This is a genomic window from Pseudoflavonifractor gallinarum (assembly GCF_014982855.1).
Taxonomy (GTDB): Bacteria; Bacillota; Clostridia; order Oscillospirales; family Oscillospiraceae; genus Pseudoflavonifractor_A; species Pseudoflavonifractor_A gallinarum.
The window spans coordinates 42,204-66,918 of the sequence record NZ_JADCKF010000003.1; the positions used below are offsets into that span (position 1 = coordinate 42,204).

The following is a 24,715-nucleotide window of genomic DNA, read 5'->3' on the forward strand; positions in this document are numbered from 1 at the left end:
TCCTCCTCTCCTTATCCCTGTATATCGGCGTCAACGGGGCCTTTTTTCAGTGTTCCATCCACAGTGATCATATGGCCCCAGAACATATCGTCATCCTCATACCAGGCGGTAAACCGCCCACCAGGAGATACTGTAAACTCGGTGAGCAGGATGCGGCGGGCGAACTCATCCTCAGTGATGGGGTCTTTCTCCGGGTCCCGGTCGGCCTGATCATTGTCCGCCAGCCATTCGTTGGCCTGATCGGTGAGCTTCTGGGCTGCCATCGCTCGCAGGGACTTGTCCCAGACTTCCTGATCTGCCACCAGTTTCTTCATCACATTGGTGACGCGAGTCCAGGACGCTTTCTTTTCAATCTCCACATCCAGTGAGATCTGGATGTCTTTTCCCATCCACCGGCAAGTCCCGTTGAACATACTCATTTCACGATCCAGTGTGAGGGTGCCCAGCACTTCGTCCTTCAGAAGAATCGGCTTTGTGTACTCCGCCCAGATATCCTCCAGTGCCGGACAGGGTACGCCTTCCTCCAGTACCTCCATGACATACCACTGAGGTTCGCTGAGGGAATCACCTTTCCAGCCGCGGGCTTTGATCCGATAGATCTGGCCCGTGGCAAACCGCTTGGAATAGTCGCCGGCATCCCGCTCCTTGTCTGTCAACGGCCAGCTCAGGTAGCATCGACCGGAGATCACCTCTCCGGTCTGGACATCCGCCATGGCGAGGGCATAGGTATGCGCCGCCCAGAAGGTATCCAGAAAGGTTTTGTCCGCGCTGATACCGCTCTGGATCAGTACCAGCTTTTCCTCATCTTCCGGGACATACAGGGCAATAAAGTCCTTGACCGTTCTCTTTTTCATGGCGCTCTCCTTACGTAAATACTTGCTGGTATTTCTCTTTCAGCTCCTTCGGCGCCGACTTAATGATTTTTCTGCCGCCGTTTTCGGAGGACGGGCCCCAGATGGCCCAGAGCAGACTTTGCCAAGCGATGGCCCGGAATTTCGGGTCTTTGTCCTCTTCCGGCAGGAGATAATCGGAAATGCGGCGCTTGACTGTCAGCAGTGCATCCAGGCTTTCCGCATTGGCGATCAGAGTGCGGAATTCCTTAGCAGGCTTCAGCCACTGCATAGACAATGCGCCCCGTACCAATACCCCCAGTGTCCATGGTTGGAAACCAAACTTCCGGATAAAGGCATGAAGGAACTTCTCTTGCAGTGAGGAGTGCTCGTCGTCGCAGAGATCCAGATACTCCGCCACCAGCGGCGCCCACTGTTCTCCCTCCATCCCTAGAGCGAACACAGCAAAAGAGCCAGGCATTGCACAGGCTTCGTCCGCAAGGTTTTGGTACCACTCAAACTCCCGCATAGCCAGACGAGCGTATCGCTCCATAGATGGATGCAGATTGGGGTGCTGCACAGCGCAGGCAAAGAGCTGATTGACTCCCTTCTTGGGCAAGCCGGGAATGGGCAGATAGATTTTCTCCTTTCCTCTGAACTCCACTGAGTAACTGCAGGGGAATTTCTCCTGCTCCAGCACCGCACACAGGTAGTCCAGGATTTCAGCATAGCACTCCTCCGTGGAGTCCCTGGCGGTGATGCGGATAGTGGCAAACGCATCATTGGCCGATGCGTTGAAATGCTCCGTCTTACGCTGCTGGATGTCCTTTGGTAATTTGCCGCTGCCGGCTGTTTTCAGTTGCTTCACCATATCTGGGCGAAGCTGGGAGACCAGGCCGAGGATGTGCTCGGTGGTGAGGGATTCAAAACTCTGCCCGTACACCGTATGGCAGACCGCCACATAGCAGGCAAAGCGCAGCAGACCTTCATCCACATCCTCTGGGCGCAATTCTGGCCGCACCGTGCAGGGCGGAAAGACGGTAAACCCATCTTCCCGCTCTCCCACAAGGAAGTAGCGTTCCTGCACCTGCTTTTCTATGTACTTCTCCAACTTATAGCGGATTTCTTGCCAGCCCACCAGCCGCCGCATGGCATCGCAGAGAGAGACAGCATCCTCATAGGGAAATCCTTTCAACGGCAGCCCGGTCAGATACCGCTCCAGCAGCTGATCCGGAAGAAAGGGTGTCCCGTTGTGGTTTCGCACCACGGTCGGGTAGGCGGAGTGATTTTCACGAGCGGTGCCGTTCAGCACATCCTGAATGCAGAGATCCGCCTCCGCCAGCACCTCCGGGGAAGTGTCCGGCTTGTGGATCAGATAGTAGCGGTTATGCACGCCATCACGCTTTGGCAAACTCATGGCAAGGTCTCCTCTCAGGTCTGCTGATGCTGCATGGATACGATATGGCAGTCCGGACAGAATTCCACATAGAGCGTGCCCTCCGCACAGTCAAACACCGTATCCCACTGGATCTGCGCCAGATATTTCATTGGTTTCCCGCAGTGGGGGCAGATGGTATATTCCGCGTCCTGCACCCAGTTGGCAAAGCCGCCGATGGTGTTCACATCCTGGCAGGCTGCGCCATAGAACAGGGGCACTGGCACCTTACCCAGCACAAAGGGATTTTCGGTGAGAGCCTTGTAGTCCTCGGGACTGACATAGCAATCCGTCTTCTCCGCCCCGTCAAAGAGTTCGGAGGGAAAGACCTCCACGCCGCCATCCAGGGTGAACCGGTTGAAGGCGGGGCCTTTGAGAAATCCCACACAGCTGGGGCAGCAGGTGGCGGTCAGGATGCCGTCCAGTCCCAGGAACCGGAGTCGCTCATCCAGGCCGTCCAATACCAGCATGTCCACCATGCGCCCGCCACAGTGGGGGCATGTGTCCTCCCTTGCCCGGCCAATGCGGACGGGAGATTTCTCACCGGCGGTTCCTTTGACCATAGGATAGCAGGTGTCGAAGTTGAGTTGGATTTTCTGGCCCTCCTTGTTAAAGGTCCAGCCTCCGATTTGCGCATAGCTGGATGGGTCCACATAGAGGCCCTTGCGCCAGGGCCGGGGATTTCGCTCCAGCTCCAGCAGAGTCTTCATTGCCTTGTCATCTCCCTGCATAGCAAGGCAACTCATCAGGTTGGAGGCCTCACTGGAATATTCCGCGGACAACAGCGCATGAATCAGACCATCCCGCACATCGGCGGGAGCATGATAATAGATCTCACAGGGCCAGAACACCTCTGCGGCCAGTGCCGCCCGCTGGATCTCCGGGTCGATGGCATCCCGGTACCCCAGCAGCTGCCAAAAGTCGGTGAACTCCGGGTCCTCCATCTCCGCCAGCCGCTGGATGTTCTGAATCAGGTTTCTCTGCTTCGCTGTGATTTGTTCCGGTGTCCAGGCAAGAGCAGCCTTCCGCTCCTGTTCAGATTTGCATTTCCAGCACAATCCCTCATAGCCCAAAGAGGTCCCACAGCCGGGGCAGATGTAGTTTAGACTCATATTTCTTAACTCCTTTCCAAAGGTAGAAAAACGCCCCGCGACAGCCTGTCACTTGGACAGGCTGACGCAGGGCGTGAAAAGGCCGCAAGAAAGAAGCCACATCTGCCCCCCAGATGTGGTTTCCTCCACAGGCAAAATCCATTTTTTATATAGAATCAAAGTTATCTTTAACTGATTGGTGTACATCTCCCAAAAACTTCCGCCTACATCACGCATGATTCCATGCGTACAGTGTAAGTTGCTTGTGATACTTTTATATATGGCTAGTTGCTTCTTTCAAATCATAAGGTCGGATGGTTCCTTTCCATCATACCTAATTACATGGAAATTATCAACTAAAACTTGCATCAATAAATCCCAGAAACGGTTCTCTGTAGGAAAACGCATAGGTGATAGCTGACAAAGGGGGTACCAATCTTTGGGAGCGTTATCCTCGCTTTAGAATCTTATTGGTCATCTTTTTACAATTATTCGTTTCTGCTGCCTGAAACGATTCAAAGCAGGCGCGCTACCAACTGCGCTACACCCGGAAAAAAGACAACCCACAAACAGGGGAGCGGGGGACTTGGATAAAAAATACCCATGCGGGGGCTCCGGAGAAAGAGACGCTGAAAGCCGCCGCGTAAGATTTCACGCGGCGGCTCTGAACGGATCGGTTGTCCCGCAAGACAACTCAAAAACTTGGCGGTGTAATGGCAAACACCGCTTTGAAATCAGAGTCGTAGCAGTTGACCCAGCGGTGGGGACTCATGGGAGGGATCCGGACAGAATCTCCGCTCTCCAGATGGTGCACGGTCCCGCTCAGGTGCAGATCAATCTCTCCGCTGATGATGTAGGCGACCTCTTCGCCGGTGTGCTCCCGGGGCACATCGGAGGAGGACACACCAGCCGGAATCTCCATCAGGCAGAATTCGATGGCGCCGCTGATGTCCGGCGTGAGGAGCTTATACATGACCTCTTCGCCGATGCGTCCGATGATGCGGTTCTCGCCCTTGCGCACGATGAGACGGTCGGCCTGCACATCGTCCTTAAAAAATTGGAACAGGGGCACATGGAGCGCCTCTGCAATATTCTTCAGGGCATTGATCGAGGGATTGACCGTATTGCTCTCGATCTGGCTGAGCATGGAGGGGGATAGTTCCGCCTGTGCTGCCAGCTCACGCAGGCTCATTCCGCTCTTTTTCCGGAATTCCTGCACTTTGATGCCAATATTGATCTCTTCCGCCATAAGTCGTTCCGTCCTATCGTGTGTTTATTTGCGATCGTTCCACGCGTAGATACCATTATAACACAAACGGGCCCGGTATAAAACCGGGCCCGTAAAATTTCCCGCCGGACGCAGGACAGGCAATCAATGCAGGAAGATCAGGCTCAGGAGGAACACACACACGAGCGCAGTCAGGGATTGCAGGACACTGATGAGAGGAATGGTCTTATAGGCGACCGAGGTATCCATCTCAGAGGTCGTGGCGGTGACCCAGAAAAAGTCGTCGTTCCCGTGGAATACCATCAGGCCGCCGGCAGCGCAGGCCAGCATGGCGATGATGCGGCCCATGGGGGAGGCAAAGCCCAGGATATCCAGCAGAGGCACGATCATGGTGGCCGCAGTCACCATGGCGATGGTGGCGGAGCCGACGCAGGTGCGGAACAGGAAGCCGATCAGGAAGGGAGCCAGGATGCCGATGGCCAGACCGGAGAAGGTCTCGGTCAGGATGTCCTGGAGGGGGGAAGCCTTCAGCACGCCGGAGAATGCGCCGCCGGCGCCCACGATCAGGACGATCTGGCCGGCGGTGCGCAGAGCCTCGGCAAAGACACCGTCGAAACCCCAGGCGGTCTTGTCCTCGGGGAAGATCTCATGGTAGCCAATAGCGGCAATGATCAGGCCGACCAGCAGGGCCACAGCGGGGGTTCCCAGGATGTCCATGACGCCCATGACGGCTTCAGGCCAGGTGCACATGTCGCCGATGGTCTTGATCAGCATGAGGGCAATGGGGGCCAGGATGGGGAGGAAGGCCATGACCGGGCTGGGCAGCTTCTGCTGCTCCTGGGTCTCGCCCACCTCTTTGGGCAGATAGTAGTACTTCTTGCCGGCCAGCTGGGCGCCGAAGTAGCCTACCAGCATGACCGGAATGGAGACCAGAGCGCCGAAGAGGATGACCTGACCCAGATCGGCGCTGAGGATACCGGAGACGGCCAGGGGACCGGGCGTGGGGGGAACAAACATGTGCGTCGCGTGCAGGCCCATGCACATGGCGATGGCCATGGTGGTCATGGAGATCCGGGTGTCCTTGCTCAGACGCTTGGCAATGGGGCTGAGGAGCACGAAGGCCGAGTCACAGAACACCGGGATGGAGACAAAGTAGCCGGTGATGGCCAGGCCGAGGGCGGCATGCTTCTCGCCGGTGATCTTCAGGATGGTCTTGGCCATGGTCTCGGCAGCACCGGACTTCTCCAGGAGCGCGCCGGTGACGGTGCCCAGGGCGATGACCAGACCGATGTCCGCCACGGTGCCGCCCATGCCGCTGGTGAAGGCGGAGAGCATTTCCTCCATCCCCATGCCGGAGACCACGGCAAAGGTGACGGTGGTGGCGATCAGGGCGAAAAACGGATGGATCTTGAGCTTCACGGTACACAGGACCAGGACGACGACGGACAGGACGAGTCCGAGTATCACAAGTACATTCGGTGACATATCCCATATCCCCCCATCAATCCATGTGCGTGCTGAGATACTGATCCCAGATCTCGGCGGGCACCAGCCGTCCGCCGGTGGCCCAGGCGATCTGCACGCTGTTGGCCAGCTTCTCCTGGGTCAGGCCATGCCGGGCGCAGTAGTCCTTGGAACCTTCCAGTTCCAGCAGACCGCAGGGACCAGCGAAGGCGGCGCAGCTGGAGGGCTCGATGCGCTTATGCTCGGAGCGGTCCAGCAGGCGGAGATAGTCGTACAGCTTGCCGTCCTTCACAGTAAAATCGCCGGAGAGCAGATTGCCCAGGATGCGGGTGACAAAGCTGGAGGGGCTGGCACAGGCCAGGCCGTCCGCCTCGGTGATGCCGGAGATACCGAAGTCATGGACGTTAGCCTTTTCATACTCCTTGGTGGCCATGCCCAGGAGCACAGAGGGGCAGAGGGTGGGCTCCACCAGGAAGCAGTGCACCGCGTCCTTGAACAGCCGCTTCAGGCCGTAGGATACGCCGCCGGGGGCGCCGCCTACGCCGGTGGGGATATAGACGATGAGGGGATGCTCCTCATCCACCGTGATGCCCAGTTCATCCAGCTGGTGCTTCAGCCGCTTGGCGGCCACCGCGTAGCCCAGGAAAAGGTCCACCGACTTCTCATCGTCCACGAAATAGCTCATGGGATCGGCGTCGGAGCGCTTCCGGCCCTCTTCCACCGCCTTGGAGTAATCGTCGGCGTACTCGATGACTTCCACGCCCTTGCTGCGCAGCAGGTCCTTTTTCCACTGCTTGGCATCGGCGGACATGTGGACCTTAACGCAGAAGCCCAGGGCCGCGCTCATGATCCCGATGGACATACCCAGGTTTCCGGTGGAACCAACCTGGACGGTGTACTGGCTGAAAAAGCGCTTCATGTCCTCATCGGCCAGCTTGGCGTAGTTGTCCTCCACGGAGAGCTTACCGGCGGCCATGGCCAGCTCCTCCGCATGCTTGAGCACCTCGTAGATGCCGCCCCGCGCCTTGACGGAACCGGCGATGGCGAGATGGCTGTCCATCTTCAGCATCAGCCGGCCGGGAATGGCGCAGCCGTAAGTCTCCTCCAGGGCCTTCTGCATCTGGGGAATGTCGGCCAGGGGAGACTCGATCAGGCCCTGGGTCTCCTCAGTCTCGGGGAAGCAGCGCTGGATGAAGGGCGCAAAGCGGGCCAAGCGCGCTTCCGCGTCAGCAATGTCCGCATCCGCGACCACCAGCTGGCACAGCCCGTCGGTGACGGCGAAGGGGAGATAGTCCGGGTTGATCCAAACGGTCTCCTTCTGCTCCGCGACCGCTCGGACGGTAGGGTCTGCCTGAATGTATTTCTGTGCGTCTACCATGTTCATTTCCTCCCGTTGTTCAGTATTATTTAACGCCTGTTCAACTGTGCGTTAAGTATATATTAACACCTGTTCATTGTCAAGCGGTAACTGTAATATCTGTTACAATATACACGAACAGAGCTGGTTTTTTGTCTAACTCATACAAGAGGATGGAGCGCCCGGGGAGGAGAACGGGCGCTTAGACTTGATTCAAAAGCAAAAAACGCGGGAGCGCAGGCCCATAGTTTCGGGCAGCGCTCCCGCGTTTGCTTGCGGTTCCATGTTACGAAGATTCCCCCAAAATCTCCGGAAGGGGCGGGGGAGAAGAAAAAAGAAAGCCTCAGAACCATTGCGGCTCTGAGGCTTTCTGGAGCTGGAAACGTGACTTGAACACGCGACCTGCTGATTACGAATCAGCTGCTCTACCGACTGAGCTATTCCAGCATTGCGAAGAAAGAAATATGTCCTTGACGAATAGAAATAATACCATATATTTTCCATCCCGTCAACTGTTTTCCTCCGCATTTTCAAAGAAAAGTCTGCCCGGGGCACACCCGGGCAGACAGGACTGGATCAGAGGGGAAGGCGCTGCACGATGTCGCGCAGCTGTCCGGCGGAATTGGTGAGAGCCATGCGCTCGCTGCTGTTCAGAGGAATCTCCAGCACCTGTTCCACACCATTTGAGCCGAGAATGGCGGGAATGCTGAGGGAGAGTTCCTCCAGGCCATACTCACCGTGGAGGACCACCGAGACCGGGAGGACCGCGTGCTCATCTTTCACGATACACTCCGCAATGCGGCTGACCGCCATGGCGATGCCGTAGTAAGTGGCCCCTTTGCGCCGGATGATCTCATAGGCGCTGTTCCGCACCGTCTCATAGAGCGCCTGCATGGCGGCGGGGTCGTTCTGCATACCCCGCAGGCGGCAGAAGTCATCCAGGTTCAGCCCGGAGACATTGGAACCGCTCCACACGGCCAGCTCACTGTCGCCGTGCTCTCCGATGATAAAGGCGTGGACGTTGCGGCTGTCCACCTGGAGGTGCTGCCCCAGCAGCTGCTTGAGGCGGGCGGTGTCCAGCACGGTCCCCGAGCCGATGACCCGCTGGGCGGGCAGGCCGGAGAGCCGCCAGGCGGCATAGGTGAGCACGTCCACGGGGTTGGTGACCACCAGCAGGATGCCATCGAATTTCCGCGCCCGGATCTGGGGCACGATGGACTGGAGGATCTGGATGTTGCGGCTGATGAGGTCCAGCCGGGTCTCGCCCGGCTTCTGGTTGACGCCGGCGGTGAGGACGATGAGGGCACAGTCGGTCACATCGTCGTAGGTTCCGGCGTAAATATCCATAGATGCGGCATAGGGGAGACCATCGCTCAGGTCCATGGCCTCGCCCTCTGCTTTGGCCTGGTCCACATCCAGCAGGACCATTTCAGAAAACAGGCCGCGCTGCATCAGCGCAAAGGCGATGGATGCGCCGACAAAACCACAGCCGATCACGGCTACTTTGCGGGGGTTCAACATGGGAATGCTCCTTTCCAAAGGTGAGAATGGATCTCGCTTCGAGACAGCGGCGGGGGATCACTGCTCTTAGCATATCCAAAGAAAGGAGCCTTTAGTAAAAAAGTTAAAAAGACGGTCCGGGGAGGGGATCATCCGCCAGCACCAGCAGGTCCCCGGATTGCAGGACCAGGTCGCCGGTGGGGATCAGGGTCTCCTCGCCCCGCAGGACCAGCAGAACGGAGGAGCCGCCCCAGTCCACCGCGGAGATGGGCTGGCCGGTCCAGTCGTGCTCCGGACTGAGGATGACCTCCGAGAGGGAGAGCTGGGCGGTCTCCGCATAGGCTAGGGCACTGAGAACCAGAATATCGCCGCTCTCCAGGGCGGTATCCCCCCGGGGAAGGATGCGCTCGCCCTGCCGCAGGACCATGGCGGCCCGGGTATCGGGGGGAAGAGGGGCCTCCCGCAGGGGGATGCCCTTCCAGGGGTGCTCCGCACCAATGGAGAGCTGAATAAACTGGATGGGGGTATCTTCACTGTAATCGCTGAAGGTCTTGAGGACGTCCTCCCGGTCGTCGATCATGTCCAGCCGCTTGGCGCACCAGGGTAGGAGGGTGCCCTGGACGCCAATGGAGAGGAGCACCACACAGAATACGATGTGGAACAGGTCCCGGGAGAGGCTGGCCTGGTCCATGACGGCCAGAATGGCAAAGACGATGGAGGTGGCCCCCCGCAGGCCGGACCAGGCCACCAGCATCTGCTGGCGGAAGGGCGCCCGGAAGGGAGCGAGGAGCAGGGCCACCGCAGCGGGCCGGGCCAGAAGAGTCAGGAAGAGAGTGACGGCAAGGGCGGTGGGCAGCACGGCGGGCAGGCGGGAGGGGAAGGAGAGCAGGCCCAGCAGGAAGAAGAGGGTGAGCTGCATCAGGCTGGTCACGCCGTCCAGAAAGTGCACCAGTTCCTTTTTCTCCGGCCACTTCTCGCCGCCCAGGATGATACCCACCAAGTAGGCGCTGAGATAGCCGTTCCCGCCGATGGCGGTGGGGAGGGCGTAGGAGAAGAGGGCGATCCCCACAATGACCAGAGGGCCGTACCCGGAGGTGCCCCGGGGGAGGCGGCGGAGGAACCAGACCGAGAGAGCCGCCAGTCCTGCGCCGCAGGCCAGGCCGAAGAGGATCTGACCGGCGGCGAGGCGGAACGCCATGCCCGGAGTGAGACCGCCGCCCAGGAGGGCCAGCGCCAGACAGGTCAGCGTGTAGGAGAAGGGGTCGTTACTGCCGCTCTCCAGCTCCAGCATGGAGGCGGTGTGGAAGCGCAGGCTCAAGCGCTTGGAGCGCAGAATGGAGAAGACCGAGGCGGCATCGGTGGAGCTGAGCACCGCGCCCAGAAGGAAGCTCTCCTGCCACGGAAAACGCAGCACCAGGGCGCAGAACAGGGCGGTCAGACCGGCAGTCAGCAGTACGCCCAGGGTGGAGAGCAGGATAGAGGGCAGGGCGACCCGGCGGGCGGCCTTCCAATTGGTTCCGAAGCCCCCGTAAAAAATAATGGAGAGCAGGGCCACGGTGCTGATCTGATTGGCAAAATCATAGTTTTCAAAGGAGATCTGTGCCAGGCCATCCGAGCCGAACAGCATACCCAGGAACAGGAAGGCCAGCAGTACCGGTATGCCTACGTGAGTCGAGAGCTTGCTCAGCAGCACACTGAGCAGAAGAATGGTGGCGATGAAGAGTAAAAGCAGCGTCAAAACGGGCTCCTTTCTTGGAATATGAGGTGGAAGGTATGGATATTCTACCATAGAGACCGGAACGGGGGCAAGGGTGCGGCAGGGGGGAGAGCACCTCCTGCTGGGGGGACGGAAAAAAGTCTTGACAAATTTGAATATTAGAATATAATAATATTATAATTAACCGAGGGGGAGGAAAGACGAATGAGCGAATGTCCATTTGAGGAGCGGGCGGAACTGCTCAAGGCCCTGGCGCATCCCCTGCGGCTGAAGCTGGTGCGGGGACTGCTGAAGTGCGGCTGCCGGAACGTGCGCTGCATGGAGGAAAAGACGGGGCAGTCCCAGTCCTGCATTTCCCAGCATCTGGCCAAGCTGAAGGCGGCCGGTGTGGTGCGCGCGGTGCGCAGCGGGAACGAGGTCTATTACGAAGTGGCTGATCCCAGGGCGGCGGCCGTGGTGGCCGCCCTCCTGGACGACTGTAAGGAGGAATATCACCTTGCGTTATGATATCATCGTCATCGGCGGGGGACCGGCGGGACTCTCCGCCGCGCTCCAGGCCAGGACCCGAAACAAGCGTGTGCTGGTGGTGGGTGCCCGGACGGAGGACATTCCCCTCTGGAAGGCCGGACAGGTCGACAACTATCTGGGTATGCCGGGGGTCTCCGGCCGGGAGCTGCTGGAGCGGTTCGAGGCCCACGCCGCGGCGCTGGGCATGGAGCGGATGTACGGCCGGGCCCTCAACGCCATGCCGGTAGAGGATGGGTTCCTGGTCTCCGTGGGCAGCGAGGTGGTGGAGGGGGACGCCCTCATCCTGGCCACCGGTACGGCCCATGGGGCAAAGTATCCCGGCGAGGCCGAGCACTTGGGCATGGGCGTGAGCTACTGCGCCACCTGTGACGGCATGTTCTACCGAGGACGGGATGTGGTCGTGGTGGGCCAGTCGGCCGAGGCGCCCGAGGAGGCCAACTACCTCCACGGCCTGGGCTGCAAGGTCACCTATGTGGCCAAAACCCGGCCGGATACCCTGGACGAGGCCATCCCCTTCCGCCGTGGCGTCAAGCTGGAGGTCGTAGGGGAGGGCAATGTGTCCGCCTTGCGGGTGGACGGGGAGGAGATCCCCTGTGCCTGCGTGTTCCTGCTGCGTCCCTCCGTAGCGCCCGGGGAGCTGCTGCCCGGTCTGGAGTTCCGGGACGGGTACATCGCGGTGGACCGAAACATGGCAACCTCCATCCCGGGGGTATTTGCGGCGGGAGACTGCACCGGGCTTCCCCTCCAGATCTCCAAAGCGGTGGGGGAAGGCCTCATCGCAGGCCACCGGGCGGCGGAATATCTGGACCGGACCCGGGAAGCGGGCCGCAACGTGTGAGATTATTTGAAACAATAGAACGATAGAACGATTTATCCACAGGAAGAAAGGAAGTAAGAGATATGGCACTCTATCATTTCAATCAGCAGGGACTGGAAAAGGCGGTCAGCTCTGGAGAGCTGGTCATGGTAGATATGTGGGCGCCCTGGTGCGGCCCCTGCCGGATGCTGGGCCCCACCATTGAGAAGCTGGCTGAGCAGTACGACGGGAAGGCGATCATCGGAAAGCTGAATACCGACGAAAACCAGCAGCTGGCCATGCAGCTGGGGATCATGAGCATTCCCTGTGTCATCTTCTTCAAGAACGGCAAGGAGATCGACCGGAAGGTGGGCCTCATGCCCGCCCAGGCCTATACTGCCGTGCTGGACGCCAACCTGTAATAAGGAAAACAAGGACGCCCTCCGACTGATACCCGGTCGGAGGGCGCCCGTTTGCCGTTAAAAGAGATTTTCCAGCGTGAGCTGCTCGGCCTCGGTGAGGAGCTTCAGGTCAGCCATGAGATGGGCGCTGGCGGCGGCGTATTCGCCCAGCTCCCCGGTGCGCAGAAGCTGAAGGGCCTCGTCAAAGCCGATCTGGATCTGATCGGTGTCCCCGTGCCGGAGGGTCACGTGGAGGTAGGTATTCTGGGCCAGCCACTGCTCTCTGGCCTGCCGGATCAACTCCTCGGCCCGGCGGTTCTCCCCGGAGAGGGCGAGCGTTTCGGCCTGGGCCAGCTGGTCGGCCAGTGCGGAGGGCCTCCAGGTGGTGGGAGTGCCACAGGGAGGCACCCAGGGTCAGCGAGAGCAGGGCCGCTGCGATCCAAAGCCGTTTCAAGAACTGCGCGCCTCCTTTGCCAGGAAATAGACCCCTCCCGCCTCGTCCACCGAGAGGAGGAAGACGTCCTGCACCCGGGTGATGTTGTGCTCGGCCATCTGGCGTGTGAGCCACTCCCGGCTCAGGCCACGGGCCTGCAGATTGCGCTCCATGATCCGCCCGTCGTTGATGATGGGGAGGGGGAGTCCGGCGTCCTCCGGCTGCTGTCCCATCTGCCTGGGCGTGAGGGGGAGCTCCTCGGCCCGCAGGAGGACCGAGAGCTGTCCGTTGGTCTCCAAAATGGCATAGCGGATGGTGCTGAGGTCGGTGACCCCCTGGAGGCGCAGCTCTTCCATCAGCTCATCCAGGGTAAAGCGGTTGCGGCGCAGTTCGTGCTCCACGATCACGCCGTCCTCCACCACGATGCTGGGACGTCCGCAGAGCAGGGCCCGGAACCGGATGCTGCGCAGATTGAGCATGGAGATCACCATGGTGAGGGAGAGCAGGGTCAGGATGGGCACGATCCCCGCCAGGAGCGGGATGCCCAGATCCTGCATGGGGACGGCCGCCAGGTCGGCAATGATGAGCGCCAGGACCAGCTCCGAGGGTTCCAGCTCGCCCACCTGGCGCTTTCCCATCAGGCGGATGCCGATGATGATGAGCAGATATAGGATAATGGTACGCAGAAAGGTAATGACCAAAGCGCATCCTCCTCTCCTGAAATCCCTATCAGTATGACCGAGTGGTGTACTTTATATCCCTGTGCGCTTTGCACAAGCACACAAAAATGGGCCAGCCGAGGAGAAAGACAAGCCGAAGAACTTGTCAGGACGGCGGATATGAGGTAAAATAAAACGTAAATGCTTCAAAACTTATATCCAGAAAGGGAAGTGCGTATGTCCCATCAGCTTGTCATCGTACTGGATTTCGGCGGCCAGTACAATCAGCTCATTGCCCGCCGTGTCCGTGAGTGCGGCGTGTACTGCGAGGTAAAGCCCTACACCACGCCGCTGGAAGAGCTCAAGGCCCAGCAGCCCATCGGATTCATCTTTACCGGCGGCCCCAACTCGGTCTATGAGGAGAAGGCACCCCATGTGGACCCTGCCATCTTTGAGATGGGGGTGCCCGTGCTGGGCATCTGCTACGGCTGCCAGCTCATGGCCCATACTCTGGGTGGACGGGTGACCGCCGCTCAGGACGACTCGGCCCGCGAGTACGGCAAGACGGAGACCTACTATGACACGTCCTGCAAGCTCTTCCAGGGCCTCCCCGAGCGGGGCATCTCCTGGATGAGCCACGGGGACTATATGGAAAAGGTGCCCGAGGGATTTGCTCTGGTGGCCCATTCCGACAACTGCCCCAACGTGGCCATCGCGGACGAGAAGCGGGGCTTCTACGGCGTGCAGTACCACCCCGAGGTCAACCACTCCGAGAACGGCGTGAAGATGATCCGCAACTTCCTCTATGAGGTGTGCGGTGCGGTGGGCGACTGGACCATGGATGACTATAAGCGCACCGCCATCACCCAGATCCGGGAGAAGGTGGGCAGCGGCAAGGTCCTGCTGGCCCTCTCCGGCGGCGTGGACTCCTCCGTGTGCGCGGCCCTGCTGGCCGAGGCGGTGGGGGAGCAGCTCACCTGCGTGTTCGTGGACCACGGCCTGATGCGCAAGAACGAGGGCGACGAGGTGGAGGCCGCTTTCTCCAAGTGGGCCATGAACTTCGTGCGGGTGGATGCCGAGGCCCGCTTCCTGGAGAAGCTGGCCGGTGTGGATGAGCCCGAGCGCAAGCGCAAGATCATCGGTGAAGAGTTCATCCGCGTCTTTGAGGAAGAGGCCAAGAAGATCGGAACCGTGGATTTCCTGGCCCAGGGCACCATCTATCCCGACGTCATCGAGTCGGGCGCGGGTGATGCGGCGGTCATCAAGAGCCACCACAACGTGGGCGGTCTGCCCGACTATGTGGACTTCAAGGAGATCATCGAGCCTCTGCGCCTGCTCTTCAAGGACGAGGTCCGTCAGCTGGGCCGGGAGCTGGGGCTGCCCGAGTATCTGGTCATGCGCCAGCCCTTCCCCGGACCCGGCCTGGCCATCCGTGTTATCGGCGACCTGACCAAGGAGAAGCTGGACACCCTGCGGGATGCCGACGCCATCTACCGGGAGGAGATCGCAAACGCGGGACTGGATACCTCCATCAACCAGTATTTCGCCGTGCTCACCAACACCCGCAGCGTGGGCGTTATGGGCGACGGACGCACCTACGACTATACTCTGGCTCTGCGCGCCGTGACCACTTCCGACTTCATGACCGCCGACTGGGCCCGCATCCCCTATGAGGTGCTGGACAAGATCAGCGTGCGCATCGTCAACGAGGTGCCCGGCATCAACCGCATCTGCTACGACATTACGAGTAAGCCCCCGGCCACCATCGAATGGGAATGATTTCAGAAACCTGGAAAAGCCTGATATAACTGGGTTTTTAAAGGGTTAAGGCCCTCCGTGGCAACGATTTGGCAACACTTTTTCATTATTCATAAAAAGAGAGCTAACTGATTTTGATTAGTCAGTTAGCTCTCTTGTTCTTTATATCATTCCAAAATGTTGGAACGCCTCTTTGATGTACGGCATTTTTTCAGGGGGACAAGGTTTTTCGCGATGGGAGGGAGAGATCCTGTTAGGCGCGTTTTCTACAGGGATACCGCAAAGCTCTTTCATGTGAGCAATCCAGCAGGTTTTTGGTAAAAAACCGTAAGTCTCTTTGACATAACCTTGAATTTCTTTATAAGTGGCCATCCAGACACCTCCTGCACACAAAAATTTATATTTTCACTTGATCTTTGCAACAAACGGACTCCCCCGTGGCCTACAAGTGAGAGGATCAAAAGAGGTCCTGGGGCGGCACCTTCACATAGTTCTGGGACTTATCAAATTTCGGGTAATGGTAGCGCCACTTGTCGTAATCCTCTTTGGAGATCTCACCCGCCTCCAGCATGGCTGCGGCCTGTTGCCAAGAACAGAGCATCTCATGCAGCCGGGCGGCGTCCTTGCTCTTCCGCACATCGACCTTCAGGCAGACTTCTCCATCCACCTCGCTGATCTTGAGCCCGTAGTTGTCCTCCAGAGTAAACAAGGTGTGCATGAGCCCCACATAGGAGTCTATGTCCGGGACAGAGAGGGCATGGGGAGAGACATCCAGTACCTGGGCTAAGGCAGCAGTCAGGTCCGCCTTAGGGGTTCTTGATCCTGTTTCGTATTGAGCAAGGCGCACATCGGCAGACTTCTCCGGGAAACCCAGCGCCATACCAAGATATTTCTGTGTCATCCCCCGCAGGAGACGGAAAAAGTGAATCCGTTCGCCAATCGCCATATCATCCACTCCAATCGTTGGTTGTCTTTAGGAAAAGCGTAGCAGAAATGCTTAGTAAAGTCAAGAGAATCCTAAACAATTTTATTTAATTTATTTTGCGTACTCCGATTGACACAAGCTATTTTGCTTAGTATAATGACAATAAACTAAGCAAAATGGCTTAGAGCCAATAAATAAAAAAGAATTACCGCAATCCCTGATTATACATCCGGGAAAAAGTGGCGGACGAAAGTGAGGAGGCATTTATGGAACACAATATCCAGCTGCAGCAGACATCAATGAGGAAAGGAAGGTATTTTCAATGCAGGCACAAAACTTTATGCGCGTGGAGGAAGTGGCCCAGGAGCTGGGCATCTCCAAGTCCCACGCCTACAAGGTGATCCACAAGCTCAACGCCGAACTCCGTGAGAAGGGCTATCTGACCATCTCCGGGCGGGTCAATCGGAACTTTTTCATGGAGAAGTTTTGCTATGGCAAGACGGGAAAGGAGGGCTAATCATGGCAGTCTATAAGGAAGAAAAGACAAACACCTGGCGGGCGGTCTACCGCTATACTGACTGGAACGGCGAGCGCAAGCAGACCCAGAAGCGGGGCTTCAAGACCAAACGGGAGGCACAGGCCTGGGAGCGCGAGCAGCTCAACAAGACCAGCGCTGATCTGGACATGACCTTCAAGAGTTTCGTGGACCTCTACACGGCGGATATGAAAACCCGGCTCAAGGAGAACACCTGGGCTACCAAGGACCATATCATCCGTACTAAGCTGCTGCCCTACTTCGGCAGGCTGAAAATGTGTAACATCACCGCCCAGCAGATCATTACCTGGCAGAACGAGATGCTGAACCATAAGGACGAGAACGGCAAGCCCTACTCGCCGGTGTATCTGAAAACGGTCCACAATCAACTCAGTGCCATCTTCAACCACGCGGTTCGTTACTACAACCTCCGGGAGAATCCCTGCAAGAAGGCGGGCAGCATGGGCAAAAAGAAAAACCGGGAGATGATGTTCTGGACCAAGGAGCAGTATTTGAAATTTGCTGAGGTGATGATGGATAAACCACTGTCCTTCTACGCCTTTGAGATGCTTTACTGGTGCGGTATCCGAGAGGGGGAGCTGCTGGCTCTGACCCCGGCGGACTTTGACTTTGAGAAGTGCACCGTGTCTATCAACAAGTCCTATCAGCGTCTGAACGGCGAGGATCTGATTACCACCCCTAAGACGGAAAAGAGCAATCGAGTCATCACCATGCCGCAATTTCTGGCTGAGGAAATCCAGGATTACATCAAGATGCTCTACGGGATCGGGCCGGATGACCGGATGTTCACCGTCACCAAGAGCTATCTCCACCGGGAGATGGACCGGGGAGCCAAAGAAGCAGGAGTACCGCGTATCAGAATCCACGATATTCGTCACAGCGCGGTTTCACTTCTGATCGACATGGGGTTCTCTGCCACGGCCATCGCGGACCGGGTGGGCCACGAGAGTATTGACATCACTTACAACTACGCGCACCTGTTTCCGTCCAAGCAAGCGGAAATGGCGGATAAATTGAACATGGAAAGGAGCAATTAAAAATGTCAGCAAAGAATTTGGACAAGCACAACCGTTGGAGGAACAAGACCGTGGCTTTCCGGGTCTCCCCGGAGGAGGACACCCAGATCGAGACTGCGGTGAAGCTCACCGGACTGACCAAGCAGGATTATATCATTCGGCGGCTGCTTTGCCGGGATGTGGTGGTCCAGGGCAACCCCAGGGTCTACAAGGCGCTGCGAGATCAGCTGGCCGCTGTGCTGGACGAGCTGCGCCGGATTGAAGCCGGACAGAGCGTGAACGACGAGCTACTTGATACCATCAAGATGATTGCTACCATTATGAACGGGATGCAGGAGGACTTTGCCTATGATTGATGAGAAAAAGAAAATGACCGCCCAGGGCTCATCTGTTGGCGCAGATGATGGGCAGTCAATCTCTCAAAATTCCAAGACCACTATACCAGACCCGGACGAAAAAAGCAATTCCCCGGAGAGAGATTTGGAGGAACTTTACCGGAAAATGCGCCGCATGAGCGACCCGGCTTACCTGCACACTGTGACCCTGGACGAGCTGATGGACAATGTGTTTGAGGGTAAGTCTGCGGTGATTGACAGCCTGCTCTACACGGGAGCGTACATCCTTGCCGGAGCGCCCAAAATCGGCAAGTCCTTCCTGGTGGCGCAAATTGCCCACCATGTCAGTATCGGGCAGGATTTGTGGGGCTATAAAGTCCACCAGGGAACCGTGCTCTATCTTGCCCTAGAAGATGATGAGAGCCGGTTACAGCGCCGGATGTTCCGTATGTTTGGCGTGGAGGGGACAAGCTCTCTTCACTTCGCCACCAACGCTAAGATGATCGGCGGTGGCCTGGATGAACAGCTGGAAAAGTTCGTTCGGGAACACAGTGATACCAAGCTGATTATCGTGGATACCCTACAAAAAGTCCGTGAGGCGGTGAGTGACAGTTACAGCTACTCCAGCGACTATGAGGTGATCGGCAAGCTGAAGCAATTTGCCGATCGGTATGGGGTCTGCGTCCTGATCGTCCACCACACCAGAAAGCAGCCTGCGGGAGACAGCTTTGATATGATCTCGGGCACCACCGGTTTGTTGGGCTGTGCGGATGGGGCGTTCCTGATGCAGAAGGAGAAGCGAACGGATAGCAAGGCTACCCTGGAGGTGGTAGGCAGAGACCAGCCGGATCAGCGGTTATATCTGAGCAAAGACCAAGAGAGCCTGGTTTGGGGTCTCGACCATGCAGAGAATGAGCTTTGGAAGCAGCCTCCGGACCCAGTGCTGGAAGCCGTGGCAAAAATTGTGTCTGCTGACAACCGGGAATGGGAAGGCAGTCCCACCGAGCTGGCCCAAGCGATTCAAACGGATATGGCGGTGAACAGGTTCACCAAGCATTTGAATGTGAATGCCAGCCGCTTGCTGGAAGAACATCAGGTGAAGTACGAGAACAGAACCAAACACGCCGGACGGCGTATCCGGCTGACTTACATGGTGGTGGAAGCCCCCGCGTTTGAAGTAATCAAGTAAAGCGCGACGCTCGCAACGGTCGCGACGGTGTTTTGAGGGGTACTCCAGCACCGTTGCGACCGTCGCCACCGTCGCGGAAAGAAAAAGATGGGGTGGTATTTTGCCACCCCATCTTCAAGGAGGATGCCCCATTTTAGGGCACCCTAAAAGTATCATAGGATGTCGCGATTCACGACACCCTATGCCCCGAAACAGGGCACCGGGTATAGGGGCAAAAAGCGTTCGGAGAACGCGCAGCCACAGAATGAAATTCTGTGTTCAGAAGGGGCTTGGGGGCGATGCCCTCAACAAGCAGACGGCAGGAAATGTGAGTGTATATTAACACTCGCATTGCTTGCCGGATTTGTGTGTGGCTATCCACACGCATTGCTTGCCTGTATCTAAAACAACCGAAACGGCCCTTGTGCCGCTGCGGAAAATCAACTGAAATTCAAGTATTGGGAGGTAACGAGTATGAGAAAGATTTTGTCCTGTGAGTTTAACCTGGACACCGCCTGTGTGGAGTTACGTCTGGCGGACGGGACGGTGCTCTCCATCGACTGCACTGCCGTGGAGAGCGAGGTGGCAAACAGCATGTACCAGCGGTCAGAACTGGACTGGCTGATCTACAACGATCCGCTGGCTTACGCAAAGTTGATTTTGGATGGTGATCCGGTTAGGTATCTGAAAGTAGCAGCAGATAGTAGATGGAGCGAATTTGATTTTAAGTAATATTTGAATATTACATCGAAGTAGCAGAAAAAACGCTTGACAACCTGAAAGCCATATGCTATGATTATACCAGACAAGAGAAGAGCCCCCGGGCACAGCGGCAACTGTGTCCGGGAGCTTCCCGCGAAATATCATAGATATATCCGTGTTTATGATATCAGATGTTCGTAAGAATGTCAATGCGGGCTTGTACTTTTGAAGAAAGGAGAACAAGCCTAATGCGTTTTTATGTAAACAAGTACGCGCAGCCTACTGGTGAGCATGAGGTACATCGCTCCAATTGCGCCTGGTTGCCTGATGCAGAAAACCGCATCTACCTGGGGGATTTTGCTACTTCCCAGGCTGCTGTAAAGGAAGCACGCAAGTACTACAGCTGTGTAGACGGTTGCAAGCATTGCTGCCCTGAAAGCCACACCCGATAAACACGATAAGGTGGCCCGCCCGTTTATGGGCGGGCCACCTTTCTTTTTGAGGAGGGAGAAAGATGGTTGCTAAAATTTCGGATGTTGCGGAAGTGCAAGGTGGCATAGTTTTGAGCAGAAAAGAAGCGAAGACCCAAGAAGAAAGCTACTGCTCTTATAAGCGCCTCACGCTTAGAGCATTTGATAGAACCGGCAGCATCCATGTTTCAGATCTAGAGGAGTTTTATGCCTGCGAGAGCTTGGACAATGCGTTGTTTACCTCAAAAGGGGACGTTGTGGTCCGTCTGCTTTCACCTATGTACCCTGTGTATGTAGAAAATAACTATGAAAATATTTTGGTACCTTCTCAATTTGCTGTGTTGCGGGTGAAAGATAGAGAGGTCATTATGCCAGAATATCTACGCCTTTGGCTGGCGCAGAAAAGTATTCAGGATCGTGTTCTTGATTTGGAAAGTGGGACGGCTCAAAAAGCTGTAAAAATAAAAACGATTTTAAACTTGGACATTTCTATCCCGCCTTTGGAAGTTCAAAAAAAAGCAGTGATGATCGATACACTAAGCCGTCGCCGAGAATGTCTATACCGTGAATTAATCGAAGAAGAACGGACGTTTACCGAGAACTTATTAGAGAATATTATTGGAGGAATCAACAGATGACGACGAAAAAAGATATTGAAAACGCATTGATGCGTGGTGCGGATACACTGCGGGACACCATTGATGCCGCAAACTATAAGGATTATGTTTTGCCAATCATGTTCGTCAAGTATCTGAGTGATTCTTATGAAGATGCTCTCGATGAACTGAAGAAAGAATATTCCGGAATTCGTCTGGAGCGGCAGAAGCGCTACTTGCCTTTCACTATCGCGGAGGAATGTTCGTTTCAGTCTTTGTACGACCAAAGATTTTCGGATAAAATCGGTCAGTTAATCAATGCCGCCATGCGCAAAATTGAGGCAGATAACAATCAGCAGTTGGCAGGCGTTTTGAATACCGTAGATTACAATAGTGAAAATGCGCTTGGAACGCTGGATCATAAAAAAGCAATTCTTCGTGATTTGCTGGAGGACTTTGAATCGCTGAGCCTGCGGCCTTCTGAAATCGAAGTGAAAGCAGGCCAGGTGCCGGCAGACGTGATTGGCGATGCTTATGAATACATGATCGGTCAGTTTGCTAGTATGGCGGGTAAGAAAGCAGGGTCCTTCTATACCCCGGCAGCTGTATCGGAAATTATGGCCCGTATTGTAGATGTTCAGCCTGGTGAGCGCGTATATGACCCCACCTGTGGATCTGGTTCGTTGCTGATCAAAGCTGCCAAGAAGCAAAACAGCAAGGAAGTATCTATCTATGGCCAGGAAGTAAACGGTTCTTCTGTTGCAATGGCCAAGATGAATATGTATATCCACGAAATCCGGGATGCAAAAATTGCCTGGGGTGATACTCTGGCAAATCCGCTTTTCCTAGATTCAGATGGTAACCTGCTGCTCTTTGATGCCATTGTTGCCAATATGCCTTTTTCTAAGGATAAATGGGCGTCTGGATTTAATCCTGGCGGCGAGTCCAGCGGCAAAGGCAAAAAGGAGTTCAAAATGGAAGCCTCGCTGGATAAATTCCATCGCTTTGATTGGGGCGTTCCTCCTGCCAGCAAGGGCGATTGGGCGTTCTTGCTCCACATGATTGCAAGCCTTTCGGTGAATGGAAGAATTGCTGCTGTTGCTCCCCACGGCGTGTTGTTCCGTGGTGCTGCGGAAGGTCGTATCCGCCAGAAAGTGATTGAAGAGAATCTGCTGGATGCTGTTATTGGTCTGCCTGAGAACCTGTTCTACGGTACCTCCATTCCCGCCTGCATTTTGGTGTTCAAAAAGAACCGGACCAACACGGATGTACTCTTTATTGATGCCAGCAAAAAAGATGAAAATGGCAATCCTCGCTATATCAAAGCAAGCAATCAAAATGAATTGGCTCCGGAGCACATTGATGCCATTGTTGAAGCCTATCAATCGCGTACAGACAAGGATAAGCTTGCTCATGTAGCATCCTTGGAGGAAATCCAGGAGAATGAATACAATCTGAACATCCCTCGATATGTGGATACCTTTGAAGAGGAAGAACCGATTGATATTAAGACGGTTCAGACCAATATTGACCGGCTGAAAACAGAAATTGCAGAAGCTGAAGCACAGATGGATGCGTATTTAAAGGAGCTTGGACTGTAATATAGGAGGTCAAATTGATGACCAAACAGATGAAATCTAGTACTGGTATTGAGCAGATACCAGGGGGATATAAATTGGAATATGGCTATGTGATCCCCAAAGAGTGGCAGATCGTTCGTTTTGATAAGTGCTTTCATCGACTGACGCAGAAAAACGCTGAAAACAATCAGAATGTTCTGACCATTTCGGCACAACAGGGATTGATTAGTCAGCTGGATTATTATAATACACTTTATGCGAGTGAAGATAAAACAGGATACTTTTTGTTGCAAAAAGGTGACTTTGCGTATAACAAGAGTTATTCTACTGATTATGCTTACGGTGCTATTAAGCAGCTGGAAAAATATGAAAAAGGAATTGTTTCGCCGCTGTATATCTGCTTTTCCGCCAACAAACATACAAACACGGACTTTTATCGGCAATATTTTGAAGCGGGAAGATTTAATAGAGAAATTTACAAGATTGCACAGGAAGGCGCCAGGAATCATGGGCTATTGAATGTATCAACTCCTGAATTTTTTTCTGCAGCACTTGTGTATCCACCTGTAGCAGAGCAGAAGAAAATTGCCGAAATCCTTACACATTGTGATAAGGTCATTGAATTGAAACAGCGTCTCATTGAGGAAGAAAAGAAGAAAAATCAGTGGTTGTTAGAATTTGTTTATAAACTCTCAGGAGTACAACATACGAAAATACCTCTTAAAAATTGCGGAAAGTGGTTTAGTGGGGGAACGCCTGACAAACGCAACAATGATTATTGGGATCATGGTACTATTAAGTGGGTTTCGTCGCAAGAAGTGAAAGAAACGCATATACAGGACACAACCTATAAAATCACACATAAAGCGATAGCGGAATCTACAACAGCAATTGCTCCCGCATACTCACTGCTTTTAGTTACGAGAAGTGGTATTTTAAAACACAGTATTCCAGTTGCATATATTAGCGAGGATATGGCAATTAACCAAGATATTAAAGCATTGATTCCAAAAGAAGGAATTGATTATTACTATCTACTCTCGTACTTGAAGTATAAAGAAAAAGAACTGGTTTCTGCGTATGTTAAAACTGGTACCACAGTAGAAAGTATTATTATGAACTTGTTTTTGAAACTTGAAGTTCCTTTCCCATCCTATGAAGAGCAAATAAGAATTTCTAATGTTATTCGCTGTAATGATAAGAAACTACAAGCATTAGCAGAGGAAGTGGAATGCTGGAAAGAAAAGAAAAAAGCTCTTATGCAAGTTCTATTGACAGGAACTGTGAGGGTTAAAACCTAATGAAGAGTAAAGATAAAAAGAAGGAAGTTCCTACGAACTTTCCTGATATCGAAACTGTAGAAGGGCTGAAATTGTATTTAGACGATATGGCAAATCGATTAAAAAATAGCCCGTATTTGTATCATTACACAACAGTTTCCAATGTGATTAAGATGATACAAGGGAAAACCTGGCATCTTGGAAACGCAGCTGGAGTGAACGATAATCTGGAATATAAAAATGGTGATCCACATCGTTGGAACAATCTTTTCTTCAGTTGTTTTATGTGTGAAGATAAAGAAAGCATTGGTATGTGGAGTATGTATGCACAGCCATGGGAAAAAGGAGTAAAGGTTGCACTTCCAAGAAACGTAGTCCGTGAATGGATTAAAGACACAAAAGAAATTCTGGAAATTTCAACGATAAACTATCAGCCCACAGGACGGGCGATTGCTATTGAAGAAAGTGGAGCCTCTTTGAAATTATCGTCGGTTGCCTATTGTAATGCAGATAGCCTGCAGGAAACAAAAGCCAATGAAAAGGTAATGTGGAGTACCGCAACCAATACCAATATTAAAAATGCTGTGCGAATTCCCGAATTGACCGGGTACATAAAAGATATGGCCTGGTCTTATGAGAAAGAAATTCGTATTAAAGCAGAATTTGAGAATATTGGAAATATAAAGCGCGTAGCAATTCCACTGACCGATGAAGTTATTGATGCAATGACCATTACGGCCAGCCCTCTGTTTGAAGGTGATCTGCATGCAGAATTGGAGCGAGAAATTGCTCGACAAGTAAAAACAGAGTCAAGTATTTTTACCCATCGACTGAATATCAAGACCATCTGCCAAGGATGTGAATATAAATTGGCATAATCAATGGTGGGT

Annotated in this window: 26 protein-coding genes and 1 tRNA gene; 14 read left to right on the forward strand and 13 right to left on the reverse strand. The window is 54.7% G+C overall.

The window, feature by feature from the left end; all coding sequences use genetic code 11:
- Nucleotides 1–11 precede the first annotated feature (11 nt).
- The 9 genes from INF37_RS03920 to INF37_RS03960 all read right to left on the reverse strand — a co-directional run bounded on the left by INF37_RS03920 (nucleotide 12) and on the right by INF37_RS03960 (nucleotide 10,643).
- Entirely contained in the window at nucleotides 12–854 is an 843-nt protein-coding gene (locus INF37_RS03920) for a DUF2262 domain-containing protein (RefSeq protein WP_193536565.1), read from the reverse strand.
- Between the two features lie 10 nt (nucleotides 855–864).
- On the reverse strand, nucleotides 865–2,247 hold the full coding sequence (locus tag INF37_RS03925; RefSeq protein WP_193536567.1) for a DUF6138 family protein: 1,383 nt from the start codon (nucleotides 2,245–2,247) through the stop codon (nucleotides 865–867).
- 14 nt (nucleotides 2,248–2,261) lie between these two features.
- Nucleotides 2,262–3,377 carry a hypothetical protein gene (locus INF37_RS03930; protein WP_193536569.1) on the reverse strand — a complete coding sequence of 372 codons (1,116 nt, stop codon included), beginning with the start codon at nucleotides 3,375–3,377 and terminating at the stop codon, nucleotides 2,262–2,264.
- A 673-nt stretch (nucleotides 3,378–4,050) separates the two neighbouring features.
- Nucleotides 4,051–4,605: a cupin domain-containing protein gene (locus INF37_RS03935; RefSeq protein WP_101693005.1), complete on the reverse strand. Its 555-nt coding sequence runs from the start codon at nucleotides 4,603–4,605 to the stop codon at nucleotides 4,051–4,053.
- Between the two features lie 123 nt (nucleotides 4,606–4,728).
- Entirely contained in the window at nucleotides 4,729–6,051 is a 1,323-nt protein-coding gene (locus tag INF37_RS03940) for a GntP family permease (protein WP_328821019.1), read from the reverse strand.
- 34 nt (nucleotides 6,052–6,085) lie between these two features.
- The gene (gene dsdA / locus INF37_RS03945; RefSeq protein WP_193536571.1) at nucleotides 6,086–7,426 is read right to left on the reverse strand and encodes a D-serine ammonia-lyase; all 1,341 of its coding nucleotides are present in this window, start codon (nucleotides 7,424–7,426) and stop codon (nucleotides 6,086–6,088) included.
- Between the two features lie 350 nt (nucleotides 7,427–7,776).
- Nucleotides 7,777–7,852: transfer RNA gene (locus INF37_RS03950), tRNA-Thr, on the reverse strand.
- A 129-nt stretch (nucleotides 7,853–7,981) separates the two neighbouring features.
- Nucleotides 7,982–8,926 carry an L-lactate dehydrogenase gene (locus INF37_RS03955; RefSeq protein ID WP_101693008.1) on the reverse strand — a complete coding sequence of 315 codons (945 nt, stop codon included), beginning with the start codon at nucleotides 8,924–8,926 and terminating at the stop codon, nucleotides 7,982–7,984.
- 103 nt (nucleotides 8,927–9,029) lie between these two features.
- Nucleotides 9,030–10,643, reverse strand: a complete 1,614-nt coding sequence (locus tag INF37_RS03960; RefSeq protein ID WP_101693009.1) for a potassium/proton antiporter — start codon at nucleotides 10,641–10,643, stop codon at nucleotides 9,030–9,032.
- Nucleotides 10,644–10,826: 183 nt separating this feature from the next.
- On the opposite strand from INF37_RS03960, the gene INF37_RS03965 reads away from it, so the two are divergent.
- The 3 genes from INF37_RS03965 to trxA all read left to right on the forward strand — a co-directional run bounded on the left by INF37_RS03965 (nucleotide 10,827) and on the right by trxA (nucleotide 12,368).
- Nucleotides 10,827–11,129: an ArsR/SmtB family transcription factor gene (locus tag INF37_RS03965; RefSeq protein WP_101693010.1), complete on the forward strand. Its 303-nt coding sequence runs from the start codon at nucleotides 10,827–10,829 to the stop codon at nucleotides 11,127–11,129.
- Nucleotides 11,119–11,988, forward strand: coding sequence for an NAD(P)/FAD-dependent oxidoreductase (locus INF37_RS03970; RefSeq protein ID WP_193536573.1), 870 nt, complete (start codon nucleotides 11,119–11,121; stop codon nucleotides 11,986–11,988). The genes INF37_RS03965 and INF37_RS03970 overlap by 11 nt, the downstream gene beginning before the upstream one ends.
- A gap of 62 nt (nucleotides 11,989–12,050) precedes the next feature.
- Nucleotides 12,051–12,368, forward strand: a complete 318-nt coding sequence (trxA, locus tag INF37_RS03975) for a thioredoxin (protein WP_101693012.1) — start codon at nucleotides 12,051–12,053, stop codon at nucleotides 12,366–12,368.
- A gap of 57 nt (nucleotides 12,369–12,425) precedes the next feature.
- Here trxA and INF37_RS03980 read toward each other — a convergent pair whose 3' ends face one another.
- Together INF37_RS03980 and INF37_RS03985 are read right to left on the reverse strand one after the other, a co-directional pair.
- A complete protein-coding gene (locus tag INF37_RS03980; RefSeq protein ID WP_328821020.1) occupies nucleotides 12,426–12,755 on the reverse strand; it encodes a DUF4363 family protein in 330 nt (109 codons plus the stop codon).
- A 42-nt stretch (nucleotides 12,756–12,797) separates the two neighbouring features.
- The gene (locus tag INF37_RS03985) at nucleotides 12,798–13,481 is read right to left on the reverse strand and encodes a DUF421 domain-containing protein (RefSeq protein ID WP_101693014.1); all 684 of its coding nucleotides are present in this window, start codon (nucleotides 13,479–13,481) and stop codon (nucleotides 12,798–12,800) included.
- Nucleotides 13,482–13,676: 195 nt separating this feature from the next.
- On the opposite strand from INF37_RS03985, the gene guaA reads away from it, so the two are divergent.
- Nucleotides 13,677–15,218, forward strand: coding sequence for a glutamine-hydrolyzing GMP synthase (gene guaA, locus INF37_RS03990; protein ID WP_101693015.1), 1,542 nt, complete (start codon nucleotides 13,677–13,679; stop codon nucleotides 15,216–15,218).
- A gap of 141 nt (nucleotides 15,219–15,359) precedes the next feature.
- Here guaA and INF37_RS03995 read toward each other — a convergent pair whose 3' ends face one another.
- Nucleotides 15,360–15,569 (reverse strand): hypothetical protein, encoded by a 210-nt coding sequence (locus tag INF37_RS03995; RefSeq protein ID WP_193536575.1) that lies wholly within the window; start codon nucleotides 15,567–15,569, stop codon nucleotides 15,360–15,362.
- Nucleotides 15,570–15,654: 85 nt separating this feature from the next.
- Nucleotides 15,655–16,143, reverse strand: coding sequence for a helix-turn-helix domain-containing protein (locus tag INF37_RS04000; protein ID WP_193536577.1), 489 nt, complete (start codon nucleotides 16,141–16,143; stop codon nucleotides 15,655–15,657).
- A 301-nt stretch (nucleotides 16,144–16,444) separates the two neighbouring features.
- Here INF37_RS04000 and INF37_RS04005 point away from each other — a divergent pair, with 301 nt between their 5' ends.
- The 10 genes from INF37_RS04005 to INF37_RS04050 all read left to right on the forward strand — a co-directional run bounded on the left by INF37_RS04005 (nucleotide 16,445) and on the right by INF37_RS04050 (nucleotide 24,703).
- Nucleotides 16,445–16,639, forward strand: coding sequence for a helix-turn-helix domain-containing protein (locus INF37_RS04005; RefSeq protein ID WP_006571508.1), 195 nt, complete (start codon nucleotides 16,445–16,447; stop codon nucleotides 16,637–16,639).
- Between the two features lie 2 nt (nucleotides 16,640–16,641).
- Entirely contained in the window at nucleotides 16,642–17,715 is a 1,074-nt protein-coding gene (locus INF37_RS04010) for a site-specific integrase (protein WP_193536579.1), read from the forward strand.
- A 2-nt stretch (nucleotides 17,716–17,717) separates the two neighbouring features.
- On the forward strand, nucleotides 17,718–18,050 hold the full coding sequence (locus INF37_RS04015; protein ID WP_193536581.1) for a plasmid mobilization protein: 333 nt from the start codon (nucleotides 17,718–17,720) through the stop codon (nucleotides 18,048–18,050).
- Nucleotides 18,043–19,218 carry an AAA family ATPase gene (locus INF37_RS04020; protein ID WP_193536583.1) on the forward strand — a complete coding sequence of 392 codons (1,176 nt, stop codon included), beginning with the start codon at nucleotides 18,043–18,045 and terminating at the stop codon, nucleotides 19,216–19,218. The genes INF37_RS04015 and INF37_RS04020 overlap by 8 nt, the downstream gene beginning before the upstream one ends.
- A 453-nt stretch (nucleotides 19,219–19,671) precedes the next feature.
- Entirely contained in the window at nucleotides 19,672–19,929 is a 258-nt protein-coding gene (locus tag INF37_RS04025) for a DUF6061 family protein (RefSeq protein ID WP_193536585.1), read from the forward strand.
- A 218-nt stretch (nucleotides 19,930–20,147) separates the two neighbouring features.
- A complete protein-coding gene (locus tag INF37_RS04030) occupies nucleotides 20,148–20,351 on the forward strand; it encodes a hypothetical protein (protein ID WP_120485571.1) in 204 nt (67 codons plus the stop codon).
- Between the two features lie 62 nt (nucleotides 20,352–20,413).
- Complete coding sequence (locus tag INF37_RS04035) at nucleotides 20,414–21,007, forward strand: restriction endonuclease subunit S (protein WP_193536587.1); 594 nt, start codon at nucleotides 20,414–20,416, stop codon at nucleotides 21,005–21,007.
- Nucleotides 21,004–22,566 (forward strand): type I restriction-modification system subunit M, encoded by a 1,563-nt coding sequence (locus tag INF37_RS04040; protein ID WP_193536589.1) that lies wholly within the window; start codon nucleotides 21,004–21,006, stop codon nucleotides 22,564–22,566. Before INF37_RS04035 ends, INF37_RS04040 begins: the two co-directional genes overlap by 4 nt.
- Before the next feature lie 17 nt (nucleotides 22,567–22,583).
- Nucleotides 22,584–23,846, forward strand: a complete 1,263-nt coding sequence (locus INF37_RS04045) for a restriction endonuclease subunit S (RefSeq protein ID WP_193536591.1) — start codon at nucleotides 22,584–22,586, stop codon at nucleotides 23,844–23,846.
- Complete coding sequence (locus INF37_RS04050; RefSeq protein WP_193536593.1) at nucleotides 23,846–24,703, forward strand: DUF2971 domain-containing protein; 858 nt, start codon at nucleotides 23,846–23,848, stop codon at nucleotides 24,701–24,703. Before INF37_RS04045 ends, INF37_RS04050 begins: the two co-directional genes overlap by 1 nt.
- The last annotated feature ends 12 nt before the right edge of the window (nucleotides 24,704–24,715 follow it).